Origin of the sequence: Pseudomonas sp. B21-023, from assembly GCF_024749165.1 — a bacterium.
In the GTDB taxonomy this organism is placed as follows: Bacteria; Pseudomonadota; Gammaproteobacteria; order Pseudomonadales; family Pseudomonadaceae; genus Aquipseudomonas.
Map to the genome: position 1 here is coordinate 5,533,134 of NZ_CP087190.1, position 24,207 is coordinate 5,557,340.

At 65.7% G+C, this 24,207-nt stretch carries 19 protein-coding genes; 5 read left to right on the forward strand and 14 right to left on the reverse strand.

What is annotated here, in order from left to right:
* Positions 1-47: 47 nt before the first annotated feature.
* From dgcA to LOY42_RS25010, 3 genes are all read right to left on the reverse strand, one after another.
* Complete coding sequence (gene dgcA / locus LOY42_RS25000) at positions 48-2,108, reverse strand: dimethylglycine demethylation protein DgcA (protein ID WP_139667936.1); 2,061 nt, start codon at positions 2,106-2,108, stop codon at positions 48-50.
* 15 nt (positions 2,109-2,123) lie between these two features.
* The gene (locus LOY42_RS25005; RefSeq protein WP_012316656.1) at positions 2,124-2,654 is read right to left on the reverse strand and encodes a DUF5943 domain-containing protein; all 531 of its coding nucleotides are present in this window, start codon (positions 2,652-2,654) and stop codon (positions 2,124-2,126) included.
* Positions 2,655-2,867: 213 nt separating this feature from the next.
* Entirely contained in the window at positions 2,868-3,845 is a 978-nt protein-coding gene (locus LOY42_RS25010; protein ID WP_139667934.1) for a dipeptidase, read from the reverse strand.
* 275 nt (positions 3,846-4,120) lie between these two features.
* On the opposite strand from LOY42_RS25010, the gene LOY42_RS25015 reads away from it, so the two are divergent.
* Positions 4,121-4,522 (forward strand): lysozyme inhibitor LprI family protein, encoded by a 402-nt coding sequence (locus LOY42_RS25015; protein ID WP_046857459.1) that lies wholly within the window; start codon positions 4,121-4,123, stop codon positions 4,520-4,522.
* Positions 4,523-4,576: 54 nt separating this feature from the next.
* Here the strand turns inward: LOY42_RS25015 and LOY42_RS25020 are convergent, their stop codons facing one another.
* Complete coding sequence (locus LOY42_RS25020) at positions 4,577-6,253, reverse strand: DUF4153 domain-containing protein (RefSeq protein WP_258599614.1); 1,677 nt, start codon at positions 6,251-6,253, stop codon at positions 4,577-4,579.
* Positions 6,254-6,603: 350 nt separating this feature from the next.
* On the opposite strand from LOY42_RS25020, the gene ilvD reads away from it, so the two are divergent.
* Entirely contained in the window at positions 6,604-8,445 is a 1,842-nt protein-coding gene (gene ilvD / locus LOY42_RS25025) for a dihydroxy-acid dehydratase (protein ID WP_102681849.1), read from the forward strand.
* A gap of 164 nt (positions 8,446-8,609) precedes the next feature.
* On the opposite strand, the gene LOY42_RS25030 is transcribed toward ilvD, so the two are convergent.
* Positions 8,610-9,665 (reverse strand): haloacid dehalogenase-like hydrolase, encoded by a 1,056-nt coding sequence (locus tag LOY42_RS25030; RefSeq protein ID WP_258599615.1) that lies wholly within the window; start codon positions 9,663-9,665, stop codon positions 8,610-8,612.
* A 247-nt stretch (positions 9,666-9,912) separates the two neighbouring features.
* Here LOY42_RS25030 and LOY42_RS25035 point away from each other — a divergent pair, with 247 nt between their 5' ends.
* Positions 9,913-11,304 (forward strand): L-cystine transporter, encoded by a 1,392-nt coding sequence (locus LOY42_RS25035; RefSeq protein ID WP_139667927.1) that lies wholly within the window; start codon positions 9,913-9,915, stop codon positions 11,302-11,304.
* Between the two features lie 34 nt (positions 11,305-11,338).
* On the opposite strand, the gene LOY42_RS25040 is transcribed toward LOY42_RS25035, so the two are convergent.
* Positions 11,339-11,857: a dihydrofolate reductase gene (locus tag LOY42_RS25040; protein WP_258599616.1), complete on the reverse strand. Its 519-nt coding sequence runs from the start codon at positions 11,855-11,857 to the stop codon at positions 11,339-11,341.
* Between the two features lie 54 nt (positions 11,858-11,911).
* On the opposite strand from LOY42_RS25040, the gene LOY42_RS25045 reads away from it, so the two are divergent.
* On the forward strand, positions 11,912-13,303 hold the full coding sequence (locus LOY42_RS25045; protein WP_111532513.1) for a DUF2868 domain-containing protein: 1,392 nt from the start codon (positions 11,912-11,914) through the stop codon (positions 13,301-13,303).
* Positions 13,296-14,660 (forward strand): GTPase/DUF3482 domain-containing protein, encoded by a 1,365-nt coding sequence (locus LOY42_RS25050; RefSeq protein ID WP_139667923.1) that lies wholly within the window; start codon positions 13,296-13,298, stop codon positions 14,658-14,660. The genes LOY42_RS25045 and LOY42_RS25050 overlap by 8 nt, the downstream gene beginning before the upstream one ends.
* A 7-nt stretch (positions 14,661-14,667) precedes the next feature.
* Here the strand turns inward: LOY42_RS25050 and LOY42_RS25055 are convergent, their stop codons facing one another.
* The 8 genes from LOY42_RS25055 to LOY42_RS25090 all read right to left on the reverse strand — a co-directional run bounded on the left by LOY42_RS25055 (position 14,668) and on the right by LOY42_RS25090 (position 24,206).
* Complete coding sequence (locus LOY42_RS25055) at positions 14,668-15,054, reverse strand: hypothetical protein (protein WP_139667921.1); 387 nt, start codon at positions 15,052-15,054, stop codon at positions 14,668-14,670.
* Between the two features lie 23 nt (positions 15,055-15,077).
* Positions 15,078-15,512 carry a hypothetical protein gene (locus LOY42_RS25060; protein WP_139667919.1) on the reverse strand — a complete coding sequence of 145 codons (435 nt, stop codon included), beginning with the start codon at positions 15,510-15,512 and terminating at the stop codon, positions 15,078-15,080.
* Positions 15,509-16,369 carry a hypothetical protein gene (locus tag LOY42_RS25065; RefSeq protein ID WP_052062269.1) on the reverse strand — a complete coding sequence of 287 codons (861 nt, stop codon included), beginning with the start codon at positions 16,367-16,369 and terminating at the stop codon, positions 15,509-15,511. Before LOY42_RS25065 ends, LOY42_RS25060 begins: the two co-directional genes overlap by 4 nt.
* A 164-nt stretch (positions 16,370-16,533) precedes the next feature.
* The gene (tagQ, locus tag LOY42_RS25070) at positions 16,534-17,460 is read right to left on the reverse strand and encodes a type VI secretion system-associated lipoprotein TagQ (RefSeq protein WP_102681842.1); all 927 of its coding nucleotides are present in this window, start codon (positions 17,458-17,460) and stop codon (positions 16,534-16,536) included.
* Positions 17,461-17,538: 78 nt separating this feature from the next.
* Complete coding sequence (locus LOY42_RS25075; protein ID WP_139667917.1) at positions 17,539-19,305, reverse strand: SUMF1/EgtB/PvdO family nonheme iron enzyme; 1,767 nt, start codon at positions 19,303-19,305, stop codon at positions 17,539-17,541.
* Positions 19,298-20,500, reverse strand: a complete 1,203-nt coding sequence (locus LOY42_RS25080) for an FtsX-like permease family protein (protein ID WP_110700246.1) — start codon at positions 20,498-20,500, stop codon at positions 19,298-19,300. The genes LOY42_RS25075 and LOY42_RS25080 overlap by 8 nt, the downstream gene beginning before the upstream one ends.
* Complete coding sequence (locus tag LOY42_RS25085; protein WP_139668107.1) at positions 20,500-21,204, reverse strand: ABC transporter ATP-binding protein; 705 nt, start codon at positions 21,202-21,204, stop codon at positions 20,500-20,502. The genes LOY42_RS25080 and LOY42_RS25085 overlap by 1 nt, the downstream gene beginning before the upstream one ends.
* A complete protein-coding gene (locus LOY42_RS25090) occupies positions 21,204-24,206 on the reverse strand; it encodes a serine/threonine-protein kinase (protein WP_258599617.1) in 3,003 nt (1,000 codons plus the stop codon). The genes LOY42_RS25085 and LOY42_RS25090 overlap by 1 nt, the downstream gene beginning before the upstream one ends.
* Position 24,207: the final 1 nt, after the last annotated feature.

The following is a 24,207-nucleotide window of genomic DNA, read 5'->3' on the forward strand; positions in this document are numbered from 1 at the left end:
CCCGCTCCCACCGTGTTCTCCCTACAGGAACCGCGTTGGTCCTGGGCTCAGAAATCCTTGCACAGCCGCAAGGCGTCGTAGATCGCCGCATGCACGTTGCGCTGGGCCACGCAGTCGCCGATGCGGTACAGCAGGTAGCCCTCGCCCGGCTGGCTGAGGATCGGCTGCGGCTTGATGGCGAACAGCGCCTCCACGTCGATCTGGCCCTTGTTGCGCGAACCGTCCTTGAGCGCGTAGTACAGCTGCTCGTCGGGGCGCACACCGTTCTCCACCACCACCTGGTCGACCACCCGTTCTTCCTTGGCGCCGGTGTACTCGTTCTCGAGCACCGCCACCAGCTTGTCGCCCTCGCGGTAGACCTTTTCCAGCATCATGTCGCCGGTCATGATCACTTCCTTCGGGTACATGCTGCGGTAGTAGGTCGGGAAGGTGGTGCCGCCCATGGCCACGCCCGGCTTGATGTCGTCGGTGACGATCTCGACCTGGCTGCCCTTGTCGGCAATGAAGTCGGCCACCGACATGCCGGTGAACTCACAGATGGTGTCGTACACCAGCACGTTCTTGCCCGGCGCGACCTTGCCGTCGAGCACGTCCCAGCTGCTGACCACCAGGCCTTCTGCAGCGCCCCAGTGCTCGTTCTGTTCAAGGAACGAGTGCCCGCCCACCGCCAGCACGATCACATCCGGGCGCAGGTCCTGGATGGTCGCCACGTCGGCGGCAGTGCCCAGGCGCAGGTCGACCTTCAGACGTGCCAGCTCCAGCTGGTACCAGCGGGTGATACCGGCAATCTGGTCACGCTGCGGGGCCTTGGCGGCGATGGTGATCTGCCCGCCAATCTGGTCCTTCTTCTCGAACAGGGTCACGTCGTGACCACGTTCGGCTGCCACGCGGGCTGCTTCCATGCCGGCGGGGCCTGCGCCAACCACTACCACCTTGCGCTTGACCCCGGTGGTCTTCTCGATGATGTGCGGCACGCCCAGGTATTCACGGGAGGTGGCGGCGTTCTGGATGCACAGCACATCCAGGCCTTGGTACTGACGGTCGATGCAGTAGTTGGCACCGACGCACTGCTTGATCTGGTCGATCTGGCCCATCTTGATCTTGGCGATCAGGTGCGGGTCGGCCATGTGCGCGCGGGTCATGCCGACCATGTCCACGTAGCCGCCTTCGAGAATGCGCGTGGCCTGGTTCGGGTCCTTTATGTTCTGCGCGTGCAGCACCGGGACCTTGACCACTTCCTTGATGCCGGCCGCCAGGTGCAGGAACGGCTCCGGCGGGTAGCTCATGTTGGGGATGACGTTGGCCAGGGTGTTGTGGGTGTCGCAGCCCGAGCCGACCACGCCGATGAAATCGAGCATGCCGGTGGCGTCGTAGTACGCGGCGATCTGCTTCATGTCCTCGTGGCTGAGGCCATCGGGGTGGAACTCGTCACCGCAGATGCGCATGCCCACGCAGAAGTCGTCGCCGACTTCCTTGCGCACGGCCTTGAGCACTTCCAGGCCGAACTTCATGCGCCCTTCGAAGGTGCCGCCCCATTCGTCGGTGCGCTTGTTGACCCGCGGGCTCCAGAACTGGTCGATCATGTGCTGGTGCACGGCCGACAGCTCGACGCCGTCCAGGCCGCCCTCCTTGGCCCGCCGCGCAGCCTGGGCGTAGTTGCCGATCACCCGCCAGATCTCTTCCACCTCGATGGTCTTGCAGGTGGCGCGGTGCACCGGTTCACGGATGCCCGATGGCGACATCAGCGTGGGCCAGTTGAAGCCGTCCCAACGCGAGCGCCGACCCATGTGGGTAATCTGGATCATGATCTTGGCGCCATGCTTGTGCATGGCGTCGGCGAGGTTCTGGAAGTGCGGGATGATGCGGTCGGTGGACAGGTTGACCGAGGCCCACCACTCCTGCGGGCTGTCGATGGCCACCACCGACGATCCACCGCAGATGGCCAGGCCGATGCCGCCCTTGGCCTTCTCTTCGTAATACTTCACATAGCGGTCGGTGGTCATGCCGCCGTCGGTGGCATACACCTCGGCGTGCGCGGTGCTGAGCACGCGGTTGCGGATGGTCAGCTTGCCGATCTGGATCGGCTGGAACATTGCTTCGAAGGCCATGACGCTATCTCCGGCTTACAACGGCTTTGTAACGAACAGGCCATCTTCGTGGCCTTCTTCCGACCCGCCGTAGACCTGCTCGGCCACGGTGCGGATCGAGCTGCCGCGAGCGGCGAGAATCTGGTCCATGGCGCCGGCGAACCAGCCGGTGAACATGTAGTCGACCTTACGGCCGCACTTGCCGTACACGTACACGAACGCCGAGTGCTTGAGCTTGACGCTGCAGGTGCCTTTATCCAGGTCGATATCCTGGATCTCGAACAGGCCCCAGCCACGCTGGCTCAGGCGCTTCATGTAGTGCTCGAACACCGCCACCCCTTCCAGGCCATGGCACTCGGCCTCTTTCTCGCACCAGTGCCAGGCGGACTTGTAGCCGGCCTTGTAGAGGATCTCGGCGTAGGCGTCGGCGCCCAGCACTTCCTCGATGCCCATGTGGTTATTGACGAAGAAATGCCGCGGCACGTACAGCATCGGCAGCGCGTCGCTGGTCCAGACACCGGTCTCGCTGTCGACTTCGATTGGCAATTGCGGGGCGATCTTGGCCATGGAAACTCAACTCCATAAAATTTTTGGATTCGATCAAAAGCCGCTTTGGCTTTTGCTTTTATAAAAAGCCGCAGTGAGTGCTGTTGGGGCCGTAGCGAGCGCGTCGAGCGCAAGGAAGGGCCGAAGCGAAAAGCGAGACAGTGCCGAGGCACGGCGAGCTTTTCGTGAGGGCCTGACGCAGCGATCGGCGTGCGCAGCAGGCCCCAGCAGTGCTCACTCGCCCCAGACGTCCTTTAGGACGTTGACCCAGTTTTCGCCCATGATCTTGCGCACCACGCGCTCGGAATGGCCGCGCTTGAGCAGCGTCTCGGTCAGGTTGGGGAACTCGCCGACGGTGCGGATGCCCAGCGGGTTGATGATCTTGCCGAAGTTGGTCAGGCGCCGGGCGTAGCCCTTGTCGTGAGTGAGGTACTCGAAGAAGTCCTGGCCGTGGCCCTGGGTGAAGTCGGTACCGATACCGATGGCGTCTTCACCGACAATGTTCATGGTGTACTCGATGGCCTCGGCGTAGTCGTCGATGGTCGAGTCGATGCCTTTGGCCAGGAACGGCGCGAACATGGTCACGCCGACGAAGCCGCCGTGGTCGGCGATGAACTTCAGCTCTGCATCGGACTTGTTGCGCGGATGTTCCTTGAGGCCCGAGGGCAGGCAGTGGGAATAGCAGACCGGCTTCTTCGATTCGAGGATGACCTCCTCGGAGGTTTTCGAACCGACATGGGACAGGTCGCACATGATGCCGACGCGGTTCATCTCGGCGACGATTTCGCGGCCGAAGCCCGACAGCCCGCCGTCACGCTCGTAGCAGCCGGTGCCGACCAGGTTCTGGGTGTTGTAGCACATCTGCACGATGCCCACGCCCAGTTGCTTGAACACGTCGACGTAGGCGATCTGGTCCTCGAACGCGTGGGCGTTCTGGAAGCCGAAGAGGATGCCGGTCTTGCCCAGTTCCTTGGCCTTGCGGATGTCGGCGGTAGTACGCACCGGCATCACCAGGTCGCTGTTGTCGCGGATCAGCTTCTGGCTGGAAGCGATGTTGTCGACGGTAGCCTTGAAGCCCTCCCACACCGACACCGTGCAGTTGGCCGCGGTCAGCCCGCCCTTGCGCATGTCCTCGAACAGCTCGCGGTTCCATTTGGCAATGATCAGGCCGTCGATGACGATACTGTCGGCGTGAAGTTCGGCTGGGCTCATCAGGCTGTCCCCTTTTATAGAAGTTTGCTGGCGCCGAACCTTGTGCCGACGCTTTGGGGCCAGCATATGCCTGCGGCCCGAGGCGCCCCGATGCAAAAACGACAGGGGGTTTGCCGAAAGCGTCAATGGCCGACCTGACAGGCTCTGGCGCGCCCCTCGACAATGAGAGCGAGTCTCGACAACGCTGTTTCATGAACATTTTCCCCGGGAGCTATCGCCCGGGCCTGGGCTGAGCGAGAATCCAGCGCATCGTCAGCCTCTTCAGGAGAAACCCGATGAAATCAATGGCATGGCTGGTCTTGCTGGCAGTGGCTTTCGGCGCGCACGCCGCCGAAGAGGAGAGCACCCCCTGCGACAACGTCGAGACCGACCAGCAGGGCTATGCCTGCGCCGCCTACAACAAGCAGACCGCCGAACGCGAGCTGAAGGCGGCCTATGACGACCTCATGCAGCGCATTCGCGACCAGTACGCGGATGAAAGCGACAAGGCCGCGGCGCTGAGCGGCAAGATGGAAGCCGCCGAGAAACTCTGGACGCAGCTGCGTGACGCCGACTGCAAGGTCGAGACCTGGGCCGAGAAACCCGGGAGCAAGGCGTTCGAGGCAGCGTGGGACACCTGCGTGGCGCAACGTAGCGATGAGCGGTCGGAGTACCTGCAGGGCATCGGCCAGCAATGACCTTTGGCCCGCGACGGGCCGCCAAGCGGCCCCCGGGAGTTCCCGCGCCGGGCGCTAGCGCCTGAAGTCCGGCCGCAGCTCCTGGCCATCGATGCTCAGCGTCTTGTAACGCGGCGCCACCAGTTTCACCGCCCCCTCGCGAATCCCGTTGGCCAGGCTTTCGAGGTTTTCCATGTTGCCGCTCAGGCTGCCCACCTCGCGCCACTCGCGGTCTTCCCAGGTGAACACGAACAGCTGCGATGCATAGGTGTGCCGGGGGATCATCAGCACTTCGTTGTGCCCGTCGCCATCCAGGTCGACTGCCCACAGGTAGCAGCCCTTGCCACCGCACTGGCTTTGCGCAAGCGTCGCGTCGGCCAATGATTCGCTACTCGACTGCACCGGCCCGAGCCACTCGAACTTCGGGCCATGGTCTTCGGCCACTGTCGGTTGACGCACCTGGGCCATCTGCGCCAGCAACTGCTCGCGGCGGCCCGCATCGAACAGTTCATCTGTCTGCAGCCGCTGCTCAAGCTGCTCGAAGGCTTCACGCCCCGGCTGGCCGAGGTCGCGATACAAGGTCTCGGCGTCGAACTCGGTGATCGGCGTGTACCCGTTGACCAGGCGCTGGACCTGGTTCCTCGCACTCAATGCCTGCGGATCGAGCAGCGGCGTGTAGAACACCACCACCAGCAGCGCACTGAGCAGGGCGATCCATGGATTGCTCAGGCGCAGGCTGTGCAGCCAGGCCTGGCGCGAAGCCAGCACCGACCAGACCGCCGCCAGGCCGTGCGCCAGCATCACGCCCACCAGCATCGACGCCATGATCCGTGACGGTGTAAGCCCGTATTGGTCGATACGCAGCCAGCTCGCATAGGCCGCCAGGCCCACCAGCACCGGCAGGCACAACAGGCTGGCCTCCACCAGGCGCTTGAGCGGCGCGGGGTAGACGCTACCTTGCCGGCCATCCTGGAACACGCCGTTGACCAGGAACAGGTTGATGCCCGCCAGTACCAGCAGAAGGGTGGTCGAATAGCCGGTGTTCCACACCGGTTGCAGGCCGGAGAATGGCAATGTCAGGGTGAACAGCACGGCGATCAGCGCGCTGAGCGGCAACAGGAAGCGGCACAGCGTCAGCAGGATGCCGCGCAGCAGGCCGATGATCTTCTCGTTTTCCCGCCCCATGCGCATGCCCAGCGAAAACACCACCGGCAACACCAGCCAGAGAAACACCGGTGACTCCACCGCGTCCTTGACCTGCGGGATACCCAGCATGCTGAACAGCAGCGCGCACAACCACAGCAGTTGCCAGAACAGGCCGGTCAGCAGCTGTGCCAGGAAGACAATGAACACGTTGTTCCAGGCATGCCGGAACAGGTCTTCGTAGCGCAGGCGCAGCCCTTCGCCGGTCGGCCAGGCGAGAATGAACGCGGTACCGATATAGGCCAGCACGACGGCGGCCAGGCACCAGGTCTGCTGCAGCCAGCCCATATGCCCGGTATCGAGGAGCCAGGCACTGATCCCGCTGAGCAGCACGGTCAGGCCCAGTACCAACCAGCCGGTGCCACGCTGCAGCACCGCGCTGCCAAGCAGTTGCAGGTTCACGCCCGCTACCGCCACCGCGACGCACAGGGCTACCGACAGGCTGAAACCCAGCAGCTGACCCTCCCCCTTCACGGTGGTGAGCCACACCACGCCCTGAATCAGGCCGATGACGACGTAGAACAAAAAGGAGCGTCTTTGCGCTGGCATTGCAAATCCTTTTGGCCAGAGGAGTAGAAGGCGCGCAAGTCTACCGAAACCGGCCCCCTCCACACCAAGGCCTTTACCTTGCGGGCTGGCGGCAGCCAATTATCACAACGCCATTCCCTCACGAGCGCGGCGGTGTAGAATCGGGCTATTCATCGCCAGACACCCCCGGCGGGTTTATGAGCTCTGGTCGAGCCTGCGGCGATCCCGCGCGGTCCTTCGACCCCCATCCGTGCCTGTGGCAACCGGCCTTCGGCGTATTAGGACAAGAGAAGCTCACTCCCTGTTTGGGTTTGCGGAAAAGCACTTTTCTCGCAAAGCCAGTGACCTGATTAAGCCGCCAGGAGCGCTCCATGCCTGATTATCGTTCCAAGACCTCCACCCATGGCCGCAACATGGCCGGCGCCCGTGCCCTGTGGCGCGCCACCGGGATGAAGGATGAAGACTTCAAGAAACCGATCATCGCCATCGCCAACTCGTTCACCCAGTTCGTCCCGGGGCACGTGCACCTGAAGGACCTGGGCCAGTTGGTCGCCCGCGAGATCGAACGCGCCGGTGGCGTGGCCAAGGAATTCAACACCATCGCCGTCGATGACGGCATCGCCATGGGCCACGACGGCATGCTGTACTCGCTGCCCAGCCGCGAGATCATTGCCGACGCCGTCGAGTACATGGTCAACGCCCACTGCGCCGACGCCATCGTCTGCATTTCCAACTGCGACAAGATCACCCCCGGCATGCTGATGGCCGCCCTGCGCCTGAACATCCCGGTGATCTTCGTCTCCGGCGGCCCGATGGAAGCCGGCAAGACCAAGCTGGCCAGCCACGGCCTGGACCTGGTCGACGCCATGGTCATCGCCGCCGACTCCACCGCCTCCGACGAAAAAGTCGCCGAGTATGAGCGCAGCGCCTGCCCGACCTGCGGTTCGTGCTCCGGCATGTTCACCGCCAACTCGATGAACTGCCTGACCGAGGCCCTGGGCCTGGCTCTGCCGGGCAACGGCTCCACGTTGGCGACCCACTCCGACCGCGAGCAGCTGTTCCTTACCGCGGGCCGCACCATCGTTGAGCTGTGCAAACGCTACTACGGCGAGGGCGATGCGTCCGTGCTGCCGCGCAGCATCGCCAACTTCAAGGCGTTCGAGAACGCCATGATGCTCGACATCGCCATGGGCGGCTCGACCAACACCATCCTGCACCTGCTGGCCGCGGCCCAGGAAGGCGAGGTGGACTTCGACCTGCGCGACATCGATCGCCTGTCGCGCAAGGTGCCGCAGCTGTGCAAGGTGGCGCCGAACATCCAGAAGTACCACATGGAAGACGTGCATCGCGCCGGCGGCATCTTCAGCATTCTCGGCTCGCTGGCCCGTGGCGGCCTGCTGCACACCGACCTGCCGACCGTGCACAGCGCCAGCATGGAGGAAGCCATCGCCAAGTGGGACATCACCCAGACCGATGACGAAGCCGTGCACACGTTCTTCAAGGCAGGCCCGGCCGGTATCCCCACGCAAACCGCCTTCAGCCAGTCGACCCGCTGGGAGACCCTGGACGACGACCGCGAAAACGGCTGCATCCGCAGCTTCGAGCACGCCTACTCGCAAGAGGGCGGCCTGGCCGTGCTGTACGGCAACATCGCTCTGGACGGCTGCGTGGTGAAGACCGCCGGCGTGGATGAGTCGATCCACGTGTTCGAGGGCAACGCGAAGATCTTCGAGAGCCAGGACAGCGCCGTGCGCGGTATCCTCGCCGACGAAGTGAAGGCCGGCGATATCGTCATCATTCGCTACGAAGGCCCGAAAGGCGGCCCGGGCATGCAGGAGATGCTCTACCCGACCTCGTACTTGAAATCCAAGGGCCTGGGCAAGGCGTGCGCGCTGCTCACCGATGGCCGCTTCTCCGGCGGCACCTCGGGCCTGTCCATCGGCCATGCCTCGCCGGAAGCTGCCGCAGGCGGCGCCATTGGCCTGGTGCGCGATGGCGACAAGGTGCTGATCGACATCCCCAACCGGTCGATCAACCTGCTGGTCAGCGATGAAGAGCTGGCTGCGCGCCGTGTCGAGCAGGACAAGAAGGGCTGGAAGCCGGCGGAAGTGCGCCCACGTAAAGTGACCACTGCGTTGAAGGCCTATGCCCTGCTGGCCACCAGCGCCGACAAGGGCGCGGTGCGCAACAAGGCAATGCTCGAAGGGCTGTGAGGCTCTGAAGGCAATAAGAACCGGCGCCTGGTGCGCCGGTTTTTTTATGCCTGAGGAGACCTCATCGCCGGCAAGCCGGCTCCCACAATGTAATCGCAGGCCTTGGCATTGCACCTGTGGGAGCTGGCTTGCCAGCGATTGGGCCGGAACAGGTTATGCGTATTTCACTGAATCTGCTCCGGCGTCACGATCACCCAGTTCTTGTCCGCCGTCACCGGCAAGCCTTCCTTGGCCTGGGCCGCTGCATTCTTCGCGATCATGCCGTTGAGCTGATCCATGTACTTGGCCTTGCGGTTTATCCACAGGTGAATGCCGCCTTTGTTCACATCGACGCCGTGGAACTGCATGTAGCCGTCGCTGGTTGGGGTGTCGCCCCCCACCAGCACCGGCTTCTTCCATTCGTCGATGTAGGTGAGGATGGCCGCCTGCTTGCCCGCCATCCAGGTGGCCGGCGTCCACAGGTACGGGGTCAGCTCCAGGCCTTCGTTGGCCTTGGAATCGTACTGCCCGGCGCTGATCTGCTTGCGCGCCGTCGTCAGCTGGCCACTGGCGCGATCCTTGAGCAGCAGGCTCACACCGATCACGTTCTGTGGTTTGACGTTGTAGCCGTACTTTGGATCTGAGGCGACCATGCGTACCAGCTCTTCGGACGCCGCCGAGATCACATAGACCTCGATGCCGTTCTCCATCAGCTTGTTGTACAGCTCGGCCTGGCCCGTGAACACCTTCGGCGGCTGCACCTCGATACTCTTGACCTGGTCGCCCTCGAAGTAGGTGCTGGGGATCGGCTTGCCCGAGGCCATCAGCTCGTCGACCTGCTGCTTCAGTTCCTTGAGAGTGAAGCCCGAGAACACCTGGGCCACCCAGGGGTAGCAGACCATGTCGTCGAGTTCGCACAGGCGGTAGTAGTAACTGAACAGGCTTTCCTTATGCTCCGCTGTGTCCTTGAATGGGATCAGCTTGAGCGAGGGGTCGAGCTTGTCGCGGGTCAGCAGGCCCTTGTTCTCCATGAACGGCAGCAGTGCCTCTTCGAGGTCGAAGCGGTAGCTGGTGTTGTCCATGTCGAACACCGCGTAGTTACCCTTGTTGGCGTTGGCGGCAATCATCGCGTCGAGCTTCTGCGCGGCTTCGGCCGGCCAGTGCTTGAGCTCGGTGGCCGCCCAACTGCTGGCACTGAGCAACAGGGCAAGGCCGCCGGCAAGGATTTTCGGAGCTGACATCATGTGCGGTTCTCCCAAAGACGTGGCCGCTCAACCCTAGACCTGATTTGTGACAGGCAGGCATGCGCCACCGACCTCGAAGCAACCGCAAACGCCATGTGTATTGCCAAAAACGACCAGGCGTTATTCCATAAACGACTATGTAAATTCCTTTTAGGTATAAATTCGTTTGTTTTCAGGCTGTTAGCATTTCCGTTCGTAATCGCTCACAGAGGCGATGCCTCTTTTGCCTTTTTCCGGAGCTTCAATGAACCTGCCGCTGTCACTCAACCTGCTGGCGTTCCTGGCCCTGCTGCTGGGCCTGGCGCAAACCCGCCGCACCGACTGGAGCCTGGCCAAGAAGGTGCTGCTGGGCCTGGCCCTCGGCGTCGGCTTCGGCCTGGTGCTGCACTCGATCTACGGCGCCGGGCACCCGGTGCTCAAGGCCACCATCGGCTGGCTCGACCTGGTCGGCAATGGCTACGTCGGTTTGCTGCAGATGATCGTCATGCCGCTGATCTTCGCCTCGATCCTCAGCGCCGTGGCGCGCCTGCACAATGCCTCGGCGCTGGGCCGCATCAGCGTGCTGAGCATCGGCACTCTGCTGCTGACCACCGCGATTGCCGCACTGATCGGCATCGCCCTGACCAATCTGTTCGGTCTGAGCGCCGAGGGGCTGGTGGCCGGCGCCCAGGAAAGCGCCCGCCTACAGGCCATCCACAGCGACTACGCGGGCAAGGTCGCCGACCTCAACATCCCGCAACTGCTGCTGTCGTTCATCCCCAGCAACCCGGTGGGCGACCTGGCACGGGCCAAGCCGACCTCGATCATCAGCGTGGTGATCTTCGCCGTATTCCTGGGCCTCGCCGCTTTGCAACTGATCAAGGACGACAAGGACAAGGGCGAGCGCGCCCTGTCCGCCATCGACGTGTTGCAGGCCTGGGTCATGCGCCTGGTGCGCCTGGTGATGAAGCTCACCCCCTACGGCGTGTTGGCCTTGATGACCAAGGTAGTGGCCAGCTCCAATCTCGAGGACATCCTCAAGCTGGGCAGCTTCGTGGTGGTGTCGTACATCGGCCTGGGCCTGATGTTCGTGGTACACGGGGTGATCCTGGCGCTGACCGGTGTCAGCCCGCTGCGCTTCTTCCGTAAAGTCTGGCCGGTGCTGACCTTCGCCTTCACCAGCCGCTCCAGCGCCGCCAGCATCCCGCTGAACATCGAGGCGCAGACCCTGCGCCTGGGCGTGCCGCAGTCGATTGCCAGCTTCAGCGCGTCGTTCGGTGCCACCATCGGCCAGAACGGCTGCGCCGGCCTGTACCCGGCGATGCTGGCGGTAATGGTCGCCCCGGCGGTGGGCATCGATACCTTCGACCCGCTGTGGATCGCCACCCTGGTGGCCATCGTCACCCTCAGCTCGGCAGGCGTTGCCGGCGTCGGCGGCGGCGCGACCTTCGCCGCGCTGATCGTGCTGCCGGCCATGGGCCTGCCGGTGGAACTGGTGGCGCTGCTGATCTCGGTGGAACCGCTGATCGACATGGGCCGCACGGCATTGAACGTGAACGGTTCGATGACGGCTGGCGTGGTTACCAGCCAGCTATTGAAGCAGACCGACCAGCAAGTGCTGAGTGGGGATGAACATGCTGAGTTGAGTCACTCCTGAGACATTGCCGGGGCTGCTGAGCAGCCCCAGGCTTTCAGACCTTGTCCCAGACTTCGAAGTCATACGACGGCCCACCCCCTTCAGCAGGTTGTGGATTATTCGAAGCAAGTCGCCAGTGTTCACGATCGAACTCGGGGAACCAGGCATCACCCTGCGGCGACAGCGCCACCCGGGTCAGGTACATCCGGCTCACCAGCCCTTTCTCCAACGCCTGCCCATAAAGCTGCGCACCGCCGATCAGCATCAATTCCCCGACGCCCTGCTCCCGCGCCCACTGCTCGGCGCGCACCAGCGCCGCCTCCAGCGAGGCGAACACCTCGGCGCCGGCCAGTTGCAGTCCAGGCTGACGGCTGACGACGATGTTCAGCCGCCCCGGCAATGGCCGGCCCAGCGAATCCCAGGTCTTGCGCCCCATGATGATCGGCTTGCCCAGGGTGGTGGCCTTGAAATACTTGAAGTCCCCCGGCAGGTGCCAGGGCATGGTGTTGTCGATGCCGATCACACGGTTCTCGGCGAGCGCCGCGATCAGGCTGAGGGGGAGTGATGTCTTCATGCCGGCGAGGATAGCACCGGGCGCGTGGGTTATGCTTGCGGCCAGACCTGTGCAATGGAAGAGCTTGTGACTGCACCCACTCCACTCGACAAGCGCTGGCTCACCGAAGCGGTACGCCTGCGCGAGGAACACGCCGGTCCCCTGGAGGACCAGGAGGCCAACCGCCGCGCCCGCCAGCAGGGCGGCGACCTGGCCACACGCATCGAGGCCCGCGCCCTGTGGCTGGCCGAGCGCGACGGCATGGACGCGGCGCTGCGCCACTGGAAGCAGGGCGCACGGCTGGCATTGCTGAGCTTGATGGTCCTGGCTCTGTTCAGTGGCGCCGGCCTGGGGCTGGCGGCCCTGGGCGACGGCCAGCGGCCGGTGAACGTGTTCTGGGCCCTGGGCAGCCTGCTCGGGCTGAATCTCGTGCTGCTGCTTGGCTGGGCCGTGGGTTTCTTCTTCGCCGGTGAGCATGGCGCGGCGCTGGGCCGCCTGTGGCTGTGGCTAAGCGAGCGTTTTGCCCGTGACGCCAAGGCCGCGCAACTGGCTCCCGCGCTGCTGGTGCTGTTGCAGCGCCAGCGCCTGAACCGCTGGCTGCTCGGCCTGCTGGTGCATGGCCTGTGGTCGCTGGCAATGCTCGCGGCGCTGGGCATGCTCCTGGCGCTGCTGGCGACGCGACGCTACGGCTTCGTCTGGGAAACCACGCTGCTTGCCGCCGAACCTTTCATCACGCTGACCCAGGCCCTTGGCGCCCTGCCCTCGCTGCTCGGTTTCGCCGTCCCCGACGAGGCGATGATTCGCGCCAGCGGCGACACCCTGCCTGCACTCGATCTGGCGCGCCAGGCCTGGGCCAGCTGGCTGCTCGGCGTGGTGCTGGTCTATGGCCTGCTGCCCCGCATGCTGCTGGCCGCGCTGTGCCTGTGGCGCTGGCGCCAGGGCCGCGAGCGCCTGGCGCTGGACCTCAACCTGCCAGGCTACGCGCAACTGCGCGAAGCCCTGATGCCGCGCAGCGAACGCCTCGGCGTGCAGGATGCAGCCCCCGACACCCTGCCCCGCTTCGAGGCCGGCCAACTGGAACGCGACGGTGGCGGTGCCCTGCTGGTCGGCCTGGAGCTGGACGACCAGCGCCCCTGGCCACCCGCACTGCCTCGTTCGGTCACCCATGCGGGCGTGCTCGACAGCCGCGAGTCGCGCAACAAGCTGCTCGAGCAACTCAGCCGTTTCCCCCCGGCGCGCCTGGCCATTGCCTGCGATCCTCGCCGCTCACCCGACCGTGGCAGCCTGGCCTTGCTCGCTGAGCTGGCGCGCAACGCCGGCGCCACGCGTATCTGGCTGCTGCAGGCGCAGCCCGGCCAGGCCCTGGACGCGGCACGCCTGGGCGACTGGCACGAGGCCCTCGACCGCCTGGGCCTGCCCCATGCCGACACCTCGCCCCTGACCTGGCTGGAGCATGGCCATGACTGAGCCGCTGAAACTGGCCGTGGTCGGCCACACCAACGTCGGCAAGACCTCGCTGCTGCGCACCCTCACCCGCGACGTCGGCTTCGGCGAGGTCTCGCACCGCCCCAGCACCACCCGCCATGTCGAAGGCGCCCGCCTGTCGGTGGACGGCGAACCGTTGCTCGAGCTCTACGACACCCCCGGCCTGGAGGACGCCATTGCCCTGCTCGACTACCTGGAGCGCCTCGAACGCCCGGGCGAGCGCCTGGACGGCCCCGCTCGCCTTGAGCGTTTCCTCCAGGGCAGCGAGGCGCGCCAGCGTTTCGAGCAGGAAGCCAAGGTGCTGCGCCAGCTGCTGGCGAGCCATGCCGGTCTGTATGTGATCGACGCCCGCGAACCGGTGCTGGCCAAGTACCGCGACGAGCTTGAGGTGCTGGCCAGCTGCGGCAAGCCGCTGTTGCCGGTGCTCAACTTCGTTGCCAGCAACCAGCACCGCGAGCCCGAATGGCGCGAGGCCTTGGCGCGCCTGGGCCTGCATGCGCTGGTGCGTTTCGACAGCGTGGCCCCGCCCGAGGATGGCGAGCGCCGCCTCTACGAAAGCCTGGCGCTGCTGCTGGAAGAGGCCCGCCCTGCCCTGCAACGGCTGATCGATGACCAGCAGGCCCAGCGCGAAGCCCGTCGCCACAGCGGCAAGCGTTTGGTCGCCGAGCTGCTGCTCGACTGCGCTGCCTGCCGGCGCAGCGTAGAGGCCGAGCCCGCCGCCGAGGCGCAGGCCATCGAAACCCTGCGCCAGGCGGTGCGCCAGCGCGAGCAACGCTGTGTCGAGGCGCTGCTCAAGCTGTATGCGTTCCGTCGCGAGGACGCCAATGCCGGCGACTTGCCGTTGCTCGATGGGCGCTGGGGCGACGACCTGTTCAATCCGGAGACCCTGAAGCTGCTCGGTGTGCGCCTGGGCAGCGGCGTGGCGGCGGGCGCGGCGGCAGGTGCCGGCGTCGACTTGCTGGTTGGCGGCCTGACCCTGGGCGCCGCCGCGCTCGCCGGGGCCATTGCCGGCGGCGCGCTGCAGACCGCGCGCAACTATGGCTCGCGCCTGATGGGCAAGCTCAAGGGCCAGCGCGAGCTGACGGTGGATGACGCCGTGCTGCGCCTGCTGGCGCTGCGTCAGCAACAGTTGATACTGGCCCTGGAGGCACGCGGGCACGCGGCGCAGGACAGCATCCGCCTCGCGGCGCCAGAGGACAAAGGCTGGCGCGAAGGCAAGCTGCCCGAGGCCTTGCGCAGGGCGCGGGCGCATCCACAGTGGTCCACGCTCAATCCCGGGGCACGGGTCAACCAGGCCGAGCGGCAGGAGCAAATCGACGCCCTTGCGACGGATCTGTAGAAGCGGGCTAGCGCCGCATCTTGCGCAGTTCCACCAATAGCCAGCGCATCTCCCGATGTCGCTGGCTGTTGAAGACCAGCATTGCCAGTAATGGCAGCACCAGCGCCGCGAGCTGCAACACTGTATGCAGACTGCTCCCGATCAAGCTCAACGCCATCAGCAAGGCAACCGCCAGCACCGGCAGTATCATCACCAGAGCCCCATTCAGCCCGCGAATCATCGCGATATGACCCAGGCACAACAGCACTACCAGCCCACCGGTGACCATCACGGAGTAGAAAGGGTTGTCCGGATGGTTACGCCAGTAGCTGTCGAACCAAAGCGTCGCCGTCAGGGCCACCGGAAGGATCGACATGAAGATGCCCAGCAAAAAGACAGGAAAGTAACGGGCCATGAACCGTGCCGAGCTACCCGAGCTCATCGGCGCGCCTGTCGCGCCAGGCGTCTCTTCGCCCGATACTCCGCCAGGCGGATACGCATCTCCCGGTATCGTTGGCAATTGAGCAACAGCAAGGTCACCAAGGCAGCCAACAGGCTGCTGGTGTAGATGAACAGGTTGGGACGATGCCCATAGGTCGCCAGCGTGAGCACCATGCATACCACGCACAGCCCTGCCACCAACCACGCGCCCCAGGCGCGCCCGCGAACCACGGCGCCGTGTCCCAGCATGAAGACTGTCAATGTCGCCAGCAGGCTCCAGGGAAGTACCCCGTCCTTCGAGCAGCTTCGGCAATAGGTGCTCCACACCAATGCAAAAGTCCAGGCCACGGCGATGATCGACGAAAAATAGGCACCGATGAACACGCCGAAGTAACGCTGGAGAAAACCCTTCAGCTCAGGATGCCGTGTCATTCGGTGATTTCCTCGTAAAGCCCGACGGCCATCCCCTGTACCGTACCGCTGCCGGCCAGGCCGATGAAGCCACCCAGTGAGTCCTTGATCAGCGTCTGCGTGGAATGACTGATCTGCGTAGGCGTGAAGCGTTTGACCAGCTCACCCGCACTTTGCCGGAGCTTCAACTGCTTGGCCGTCAGGGTCGGATGCTTGATCATCAGCAATTCCGTGGTGAGTGCCTTGCGTTGCTGTCGACTCAGCGAACGGGTCAGCTGATACCAGCTGTTGCCGGTCGCCGCCTTGCGCACCTGGAGAAACTTCAGCGTCGTAAGCCCTGAAGCCCCCACACCCATCAGCGACACGGCATCGAGCACGGGAGTGGCCGCCTGGTACCACGCCTCTTGGTCCAGCGCGTCATTGAGCGAAGGGTCGGTTGCCTCGAAAGCGGTCCGCACCAGGCCGATCCCGCATTGCGCGGTACTGGCGGTTGCCGCGGCATACCCTGCGACAGTCAACGCCAGGCTGGCTCCGCCGGAAAACGGCACGGCGATGGTGCCGCTGAACATGACGATCCAGCCCAGCACGGCGCCGGCGCAGGACAATGTGGTGTTGACTGCTTCCTTCACCACCCGAGCTTCGCGTGGGTTGGTCTGCAACTGGTTCATGAACTGCTCGGGAGAGGTGTAGCGAGGCGCCTCGCGCAGAATGATGCGCTTGGGCTTGATGCTGCAGATAGGCTGGAACTCGCGCAGGGTGATGACGTTGTAATCGGCATCGATGTACACGACACCCGCGCCGACGATGCCGGGGTCGGCGTCGATGGCCTTGAACAGCTTCTGCTGATCGATGCGGCCCTGCATGCGCTGGCGCGCCATGAATTGCGAAGTGCTGCCCAGGGAATTGGAGAGCAGGTCTGTCACGAATCGTTTTCCTTACACAATGCTCGGTGTCCTCGGGGCTACTTCGCAGCCCATTCACTGAGGCTTGTCGTGGCGACGAACCGCAGCGAATGGGGCGCAAAGCGCCCCCTGCTGCGGTATCACACGTTCGGGCACGGCACCGGCGCCCAGTCACCCATGTCCGGGTTGCGGCACATGGCGTTGACCTGGTCGGCGCCCGCCTTGGCCACCTGCTGGGCCTCGGCTTTCTTGCCGTTGGCGTTCTGCAGGGTCTTCTCGGTGGCCACCGCTTCCTGTGGCACCTTGGTGTTGGTCTTGGCCGGCTGGACCTTCTTCACATCCTTCTTCTTGCCGGTGGTCGCCACCTTCGGCGGCTCGGCCACGGCGACCACTTCGGTGCGCTGCACGCCCACCTGCTTGAGGTCCTGCTCGTAGGCCTGGGTGTAGTTGTTGAGGTTCTCACCCAAACGACCGTTCACGGTGGTCAGCAGGTTGTTCGACTCCTGCAGGCCGGCGACGATCTCGGCCAGGCGCTTGCGGCCCTCGGTGTCGTTGATGCGGCCAGCCTTGCGGTTCTGGATCAGGCTGGCGAACTCGCGCTGGTAGCAGCTCTGCGACGACTTGGCGTAGGCCGTGGTGCGGTCCATGTCGGCCGCGCTCTTGTCGATGTCGGTGGCGTACGAGGCGATGCGCTGCTTGTCGTCGCTGATCTGTTTCTGGCGCTCGGTGTAGTAACCGGCCGCGCCGCCAACCAACGCGCCGCCAGCGGCACCGATGGCGGCATTGCGGCCGCGGTTTTCCTTGTCGACCAGGGCACCGGTGAGGGCACCGCCGACCGCGCCGAGCAGCGCGCCGGTGGCGACCGAGCGGGTCATGTCACCGTCGGTGGAGCGCAGGTGCTGCACCGGCTCGTAGCAGTTGGGGTAGTACTCGACCTTGGTCGTGGCGCCAACCTTGGACGCCGGCGAGCTGGCGCAACCGCTCAACAGCACGGTGCTGAAACCGGCTGCCAGCAGCAGTGCGGTACGGGCCTGGGATGCGGTGATCAGGGGTTTGCGGGTGAACATGGTCTGGTTTCTCTTCTTGGGTTTCTGGGTGACCGGGGGCTTCGTGCCACCCGGGAGTCCTTTCTGTCGAAGCTGTCCTTAGGGTCGCGGGGCGGCCGATGCCAGCAGCTCCTTGAGGATCGTCGCCGGATCGGCCCGCCGGTTCTGGCGGTACTCCCCGACGTGGCGGACGAACAGGGTGGCGCGGGTGACCAGGCTGTTGCCCAGCACCGGCTTGCGATTGAGCTCTTCCTTGACCCGCTGGAACTGCGCCTGGATCACCGCGTCGGTGTAGCGCGTGCCGCTGGCCAGGTTGTCGATGTAGATCGCCACGGCGCCGTCGAGGGCGGCGCGACCATTGGCGATGGCGGCGCCGTACATGCGCGCGCTGGTCTGGTCACCGGCAGACTCGGCCTTGGCCTGGGTGTTCTGCAGGTTGGTCAGGCGGATGTTGTAGTTGTTGACGGTCTCGGCCACCAGGGCGGCGGACTGGATCAGGTTGCCGGCCGCTTCCTCGCGCTGGCGGGCGATCAACGACACGTTGCGCTTGAGCTCTTCGTTGACCAGCCCCAGCTCAGCCTGCTGGCGCGGGTCGGTGGCGGCGGCGATGATGCTGTCCAGGCGCTTGGTCGGGTCCTGGGCGGCGTCGATGTCGTCGGTCAGGCCGGCCAGGCGACCTTCCTTCTGCCACTGCTCGAACAGCTCCTGGTAACGCGAGCGCGGCGCCGACAAGGCGCCGATGGCCACGCGGAAACCAGTGGTCTCGTTGCGCTGCTCGGTGCCGTCGGCGCCGAACAGCGGGTACTCGCGGCGCATGCCGGTGAACAAGGTACCCTCGCCTTCTAGGTAGTTGCCGCCCTTGACCACGAAGCCGCCGTAGGCGCCCTGCAGGCGCCCGGCGTTGACCAGCTGGAACGACTCCTGGACCATCTCGGCGGCGTTGCCGATCACGTCGAACAAGCCCAGCGGATTGGGTTGTTTGGTGCCGATCGGCATCAGCCGCGCCGCCTGCCCGGTACCACCGGCGACCTGGTTGAACACCGCGAAGTCGCCCAGCGGCCCTTCGCTGTCGGCGCCTTCGACCTTGCGCGGGAACAACCGCCCTTCCAGCTCCTGGCGGCTGACCGCCGAACCGCCACGGGCGGCGAACTCCCATTCCACCTCGGTGGGCAGGCGCACGAAGCCCACGCCACCATCCTCGGCCTTGCTGCCTCGGCCGCTGACCGGCAGCAGGTCGCGGTGGTGCTTCATCAGCCAGGCGCTGTAGACGGCGGCGAAGCGTTCGGCCTCGAAGCGCGACAGTTTTACCTTGGGCAGGCGCCCCGCCGCGTCGTTGTTCGCCTCGCAGGCCGGTGCCGCGTCGCCGCCGGCCAGCGACGGCGCCTGGGCCATCACCTGGGCGTATTGGCGGGCGGTCACTTCGTACTTGCCGATGAAGTACATCATCGGCGTGAGCGGGCTGCCTTTCTCGACCTTGGGCAAGCTCGGGCCGACGGCCTTCTGCCACTGTGGCGCCAGGTCCTGCAGGCTGAACTGGCCGTTGATGAAGTCGCGCCGGTAACCGGAGATGAACGACTGCTTGTAGCCGGCCTCGCCTTCGCTGAACGGGTAGCCGAGGTTGACCTCGCGGTCGTCGAGGCTGCCCTGGGCCAGCACATAGACACTGCGCAGCACCAGCTCACCGCCACAGGGCAGCGGCAGGCTGACATCGCCCGGCAACGGCTTGGGGTTGTCGAACTTGCTTTCAGTCCCCGGCTGCGCCTGGGCAACTGGCTTGGCCTTGTCGTCGCCATCGGCCGGGGAACAGGCGCCCAGGCTCAAAGCGGTCAGGAGCAGGGCGGCAGCCCCGAGGCGGCGATCAGACATCACGTATTCCTTGGCAAGCCTCGATGCGCGCCACCCGCCAGCCGCCCAGGGCGGCGGCGGCGGTGCTGGCCAGCAGCACGGCACACAACGCAACGAGGTAGTGCATGGGCAGCAGGTGGCTGGCGAACTCGCCGGGTACCTGCATGAAAAGTCGGTTCAGGCCGTGTTCGGCGAGCAGGTACAACAGCCCTGCCACGGCGGCGGCCAGCAGCCCGCTGTAGAGTGCCTGGAGCACCACGAACAGCAGCAGCGCAGCAGTGCCGAAGCCCAGCAGACGCAGCACTGCCAGCTCACGCTGCTTGCGCTCGACCGCCGCCACTGCGCCTGCGGCGATGGCCGCTACGGCGCCGGCCACAGCCAGGCTGGCGATGATCCAGAACACCAGGTCAAGATTGCGGCTGAGCGATTGCACCTGGGCGATCTGCGCGGCCTGGGTCGAGACCAGCAGCTTGCGTTCGGCGAAAAACTGGCGCAGCGGCTCGACATCGCTCAGTTCGCGGGCATACAGGCGGAAGGCCGGGTACACCCGCTGTGCCCCGCTGCCTTGCGCCTCCCCCTGCCAGCCCAGCGCAGCCACGGCGCGGCCATCGCGGTAATCCTCGACGGCTTCGAGCAGTTGCAGCGAGGCAAACAGGCCATCGCGCTCGAACGCCGCCAAGGGCAGCACGCTGCTGACCTGCAGGCTTGTGCGTCGCCATTGCATCTGCCCGGCCTGCTGGCGACTGAAGCTGGCCTGCAGTTCGTCCCCAGCCTTGGCACCGAGTTTTTCCGCAGCGGTAAAGCTCAGCACCACCTGTTGCAGACCGTCCGGGGGCGCGACCTGCGCCAGCAAGGGATCGCCCTCGGCAGTGGGCAGCATCTCGACCGTCAGGCCACGTCCATGAGCCGGCAGCAACAGCTCGGCGGTGGCAGCGATCTGCCGGGTCCGCGGGATGGCGAAGGCCACTCGTGGGTGCTGGGCCAGTTCCGCGATGAATTCGGCACGCAAGCGCCCACCGCCCAGCGGGATGATCTCGCGCACACCAGGATCGCGCTGCAGGCGCTCGGTCAGGCTGCCGACCAGGCCGAACTTGAGGCCGAACAGCACCAGCAGCGGCGCGATCACCGCCACCAGCGCGAGCACGGCGCACGCCGACAGCCGCGCATCGTTGCGGTAGTCCTGCCAGGCCAGCCCGGCGATCAGCAGCGGGCGCATCAGGCCGCCCGCTCCAGGCACGCCGTGACGCCGCCATCGGCTTCGCGCCGGCAGGCCATGCGCAGCACTGTCAACCCGGCGTGGCGGGCCAGGGCCTCGTCGTGGGTGGCGACCACACAGGTCACCTGCCGCGCTTCGGCCTCGCACAGCAACAGCTGCATCACCCGCTCGGCGTTGACCGGGTCGAGCGAGGCGGTCGGTTCATCAGCCAGAAGCAGCGTCGGGGCATGGGCCAGGGCACGGGCACAGCTGACCCGCTGGCGCTGGCCGAGAGACAGGGTGGCGGGTTTCTTGCCCAGCTGGTCGTGTACATCCAGCGCTTCGGCCAGGCGCTCGACACTGCCGTCATCGCCGAGCCCCAGCAACTGGCGCGGCAGAGAGATGTTGCCGCGCACATCGAGAAAACCCAGCAGCCCCCCCGCCTGCAGCACGTAGCCGAGGTGGCGGCTGCGCCAGTTGGCCAAACGGTCGAGCTGCCGGCCGCGCCACAGCCCGGCGACATCCTCGTCGCCGAGGACGAAGCCCTCTGCCGCATCCGGCGCCAGCACCAGCGCCAGCAGGTCGAGCAAGGTGCTCTTGCCGCAGCCGCTGGGGCCGACCAGCGCCACCCGCTCGCCCACGGCCAGGTGCAGCCGGTCGATCTGCAGGCTGTAGCGCTGGGCACCCTGCCCGCGTGTCTTGCGCACTCCGTCCAGGCGGATCATCACGGCAGCGTCGACAGCGGGACACGGTACAGGGCGTCGCCCGGTTCGGCCTTGCCGAAGCGCACCCAGTTGGCCATGTCGTTGTGGAAGGTCTCGTACAGGCGGATCTTCGAGTCCAGTTCGTCGATGAAGTCTTCCTGCTCGGCCACCGACAGCGACAGCCACAGGTCCTGGGTCATGCTCAGGGACTTGCTGCGGTACGGCAGGCCGTCGAGGTATTCGCCGAGCACACCGCCCTGGGCCAGGTTGGCGCCCTTGCGCAACGCGCCGGGGTCGCGGCTCATGTAGGCACTGGCGCTGGCGATCTCGTTGAAGAAGTCGCCTGGCGAGCTGCGGGTCTTGCGCGCGGCATCGACGATCAGCTTGAGCGACTGCTGCAGGTCGTTGAGCTGCAGCTTGGTCAGCATCACGCACACCTGCAGGGTCGGCAGCGCCGGGTTGGTCAGGTCGCGGTCGGCGGTCCAGGCGCTGACCAGTTGCGGCGCCTGGCTGGCGCCGTGGCGGCCAAGGAAGTCCATGTGCATGGCGTAGCCGATGGCCTGCGACTTGGCCGCCAGGCTCGAGGCCGAGGTCAGCAGCGGCACGGGTTGCGGTTGCTGGTTGCGCACCTGGTGCACCAGGTCGGCAAAGGTCGAGCCGATCTCGCGCACGCGGTCGCCGAAGGCACCGACTTCACCGCCCGGCACGCTGACGTAGAGGTCGCCGATCTGCGGGTTGCTGTCGGCGGTGAGCACACGGTACTGGGTCTCGGCCGCGCCGTGGTTCTTGAGCCCGGCGGGGGTGCGCAGGTGCAGGGCGTAGATCTTGATCTGCTTGCTCAGGGCGGCCTGGCGCACTTCGGCTTCGTTCATCTGGGTGCTGCTGAACGGGTCGTTCTTGCGCAGCGCGCCGGCATCGCTGACCAGCAGGATCAGGCGCCCGCCGTAGCCGGACCAGTCCATGCCCTCGACCGCCTGCATCACGCCGGCGAAGGCGTCCTCGTTGAACGAGTGGCTGGAGACGCTGGTGGCCTTGACCTGCGAGGCGGCCTTGAGGAAACGCGCCGGATCGCGGCCCTGCTCCAGGCTGACCAAGGTCTTGCTCAGGTACTCCAGGCCCGGGGTGCGCTTGACGCTGTTGCGAAAGCCGACCAAGCCGAAGCTGACGCTGTCCAGCTCGCCACGGGCCGCCAGTTGCTGTTGCAGCTCGCTGACCACCTGGCGCACCCGATCGATGTACGGCTGCATGGACACCGAGGTGTCCACCACCAGGACGATGCCGGTACGGAAGCTGTTGTCGCCGACCGCCGCGACGCCGGCCGCCTTGGGCGCGCTGTCGCGGGCGCTGGCACCGGGGTCGATGGAGGCGATGTTGAGCAGTTGCACCGGCTGGCCGCCGGCGTCGAAGCTTTCGCGGTAGTCGAAGATCGGCATCAGGTAGAACTGGTTCTGCGGCACGGCGCTGGCCGCCGGTTCCAGGGCCATGACCTGGGGCACCTGGTCGGGGTTGTTCTGCGCCTTGAGCAGGCTGTCGCGAGCCAGCGGGGTGTCGTCGAGCAGATGCTGCACATCGTCCACCTGGCGCATGAACATCACCGGTGAGCGGCCCGAGCGTTCGGTGAACTTCAGCACCAGGCTCTGTTTCCAGTCGCTGGTCTGCGCCGCCAGCAGCCAACCCTCGCGCTGGCCGTCGCTGGCGGCGCCGACCTGGACCCAGGCCTGGCCGCCGACGTCCTTGCGCTGGTAGACATAGAGCACGGAGAAAGCTGGCAGTGTCTCGCCCGAGGCATCGCCAGGCTGGGTCACCAGCTGGGCATCAGGCTTGGTCAGCACACGCTGGAACAGGGTCTTCTTGCCGGGCATCAGCAGTGGACGACCGTCGTCCGAGGCGGCCACCGGTGTGACTTTGGGTTCGGTGGGGGCCACGCTGTCGGCGGGCGCCTGCACCACCGGCGTTTCAGGCGCGGGCGCGTCATTGCCGCCGAGCAACCAGAAGAACGCGCCGCCCAGCCCCAGCGCCGCCGCGATCGCCACCGCCAGCACGGCCTTGGCCGGCTTGTTCGAGGCGGGCTTCACAGCGGGCGCGGGCTTGGGTTCGGACCGCCGGGCAGGCTCGCTCACGGGAGCGGCAACGGCTTGCGGAATATTGATGGACACCGGCTGCGGGATGGCCGGTGGCGGGATCGGCAGCGGGCGAACCAATGTGCTGTCGTTGTCCTCGACCGGCGCCTGGACCGTCAGGCGATCCAGCGCCGCCAGCAACGCCGCCGCGTCGGCGAAGCGCTCGTTGGGATCCTTGGCCAGCAGACCGCGCAGGATGTCCTGGTAGCGGCCATGTTCGATGGGCAGTTCCGGTAACGGCTCGGTCAGGTGCGCCAACGCCGTGGACAACGCATCGGTGCCGTTGTACGGCAGCTTGCCGACGAGGATTTCGTACAGCACCACACCCAGTGCATACAGGTCGGCGCGCCCGTCGATGTCCATGCCGCGTGCCTGTTCAGGGCTCATGTAGCTCGGCGTGCCGACGGCGAAACCGGCCTGGGTGAATTGGGTGCGGTCATCCAGCGACTTGGCGATGCCGAAGTCCGATAGCACCGCGGTGCCGTCGGCGCGGAACAGGATGTTGGCGGGCTTGACGTCGCGGTGCACCAGGCCCTGGGCGTGGGCATAACCCAACGCCTGGGCGATCTGGCGCACGTAGACGAGGCCCTGCTCGGGCGTCAGCCCCGCGGCGATCCGCTCCTTCAGCGTGCCGCTGGGCAGGTACTCCATGGCCATGTAGTACAGCTCGCCGACGTTGCCGATGTCGTGGATGGTGGCGATGTTCGGGTGCGCCAGCCGCGCCAGGGTTCGGCCCTCGCGCAGGAAGCGCTCGCAGAAGGTCGGGTCGGCGGCCAGGCTCGCCGCCATGATCTTCAGCGCCACCTTGCGCTCCAGGGAGCGCTGGGTGGCGAGGTACACGCTGGCCATGGCGCCCTGGCCAAGCTCGCTGTCGATATCGAATCCGGGAATCTGCATGTCCATG

What these genes read in the sequence shown, in the direction of transcription:
- LOY42_RS25045 (WP_111532513.1), top strand. Translation starts at nt 11,912, where the DNA reads ATGGAAGAGCTTGTGACTGCACCCACTCCACTCGACAAGCGCTGGCTC.
- ilvD (WP_102681849.1), top strand. Translation starts at nt 6,604, where the DNA reads ATGCCTGATTATCGTTCCAAGACCTCCACCCATGGCCGCAACATGGCC.
- tagQ (WP_102681842.1), bottom strand. Translation starts at nt 17,460, where the DNA reads ATGTTCACCCGCAAACCCCTGATCACCGCATCCCAGGCCCGTACCGCA.
- LOY42_RS25005 (WP_012316656.1), bottom strand. Translation starts at nt 2,654, where the DNA reads ATGGCCAAGATCGCCCCGCAATTGCCAATCGAAGTCGACAGCGAGACC.
- LOY42_RS25050 (WP_139667923.1), top strand. Translation starts at nt 13,296, where the DNA reads ATGACTGAGCCGCTGAAACTGGCCGTGGTCGGCCACACCAACGTCGGC.
- dgcA (WP_139667936.1), bottom strand. Translation starts at nt 2,108, where the DNA reads ATGGCCTTCGAAGCAATGTTCCAGCCGATCCAGATCGGCAAGCTGACC.
- LOY42_RS25065 (WP_052062269.1), bottom strand. Translation starts at nt 16,369, where the DNA reads ATGGCGCGCCAGCGCATGCAGGGCCGCATCGATCAGCAGAAGCTGTTC.
- LOY42_RS25080 (WP_110700246.1), bottom strand. Translation starts at nt 20,500, where the DNA reads ATGCGCCCGCTGCTGATCGCCGGGCTGGCCTGGCAGGACTACCGCAAC.
- LOY42_RS25035 (WP_139667927.1), top strand. Translation starts at nt 9,913, where the DNA reads ATGAACCTGCCGCTGTCACTCAACCTGCTGGCGTTCCTGGCCCTGCTG.
- LOY42_RS25015 (WP_046857459.1), top strand. Translation starts at nt 4,121, where the DNA reads ATGAAATCAATGGCATGGCTGGTCTTGCTGGCAGTGGCTTTCGGCGCG.
- LOY42_RS25085 (WP_139668107.1), bottom strand. Translation starts at nt 21,204, where the DNA reads ATGATCCGCCTGGACGGAGTGCGCAAGACACGCGGGCAGGGTGCCCAG.
- LOY42_RS25030 (WP_258599615.1), bottom strand. Translation starts at nt 9,665, where the DNA reads ATGTCAGCTCCGAAAATCCTTGCCGGCGGCCTTGCCCTGTTGCTCAGT.
- LOY42_RS25075 (WP_139667917.1), bottom strand. Translation starts at nt 19,305, where the DNA reads ATGTCTGATCGCCGCCTCGGGGCTGCCGCCCTGCTCCTGACCGCTTTG.
- LOY42_RS25090 (WP_258599617.1), bottom strand. Translation starts at nt 24,206, where the DNA reads ATGGACATGCAGATTCCCGGATTCGATATCGACAGCGAGCTTGGCCAG.
- LOY42_RS25060 (WP_139667919.1), bottom strand. Translation starts at nt 15,512, where the DNA reads ATGACACGGCATCCTGAGCTGAAGGGTTTTCTCCAGCGTTACTTCGGC.
- LOY42_RS25040 (WP_258599616.1), bottom strand. Translation starts at nt 11,857, where the DNA reads ATGAAGACATCACTCCCCCTCAGCCTGATCGCGGCGCTCGCCGAGAAC.
- LOY42_RS25055 (WP_139667921.1), bottom strand. Translation starts at nt 15,054, where the DNA reads ATGGCCCGTTACTTTCCTGTCTTTTTGCTGGGCATCTTCATGTCGATC.
- LOY42_RS25020 (WP_258599614.1), bottom strand. Translation starts at nt 6,253, where the DNA reads ATGCCAGCGCAAAGACGCTCCTTTTTGTTCTACGTCGTCATCGGCCTG.
- LOY42_RS25010 (WP_139667934.1), bottom strand. Translation starts at nt 3,845, where the DNA reads ATGAGCCCAGCCGAACTTCACGCCGACAGTATCGTCATCGACGGCCTG.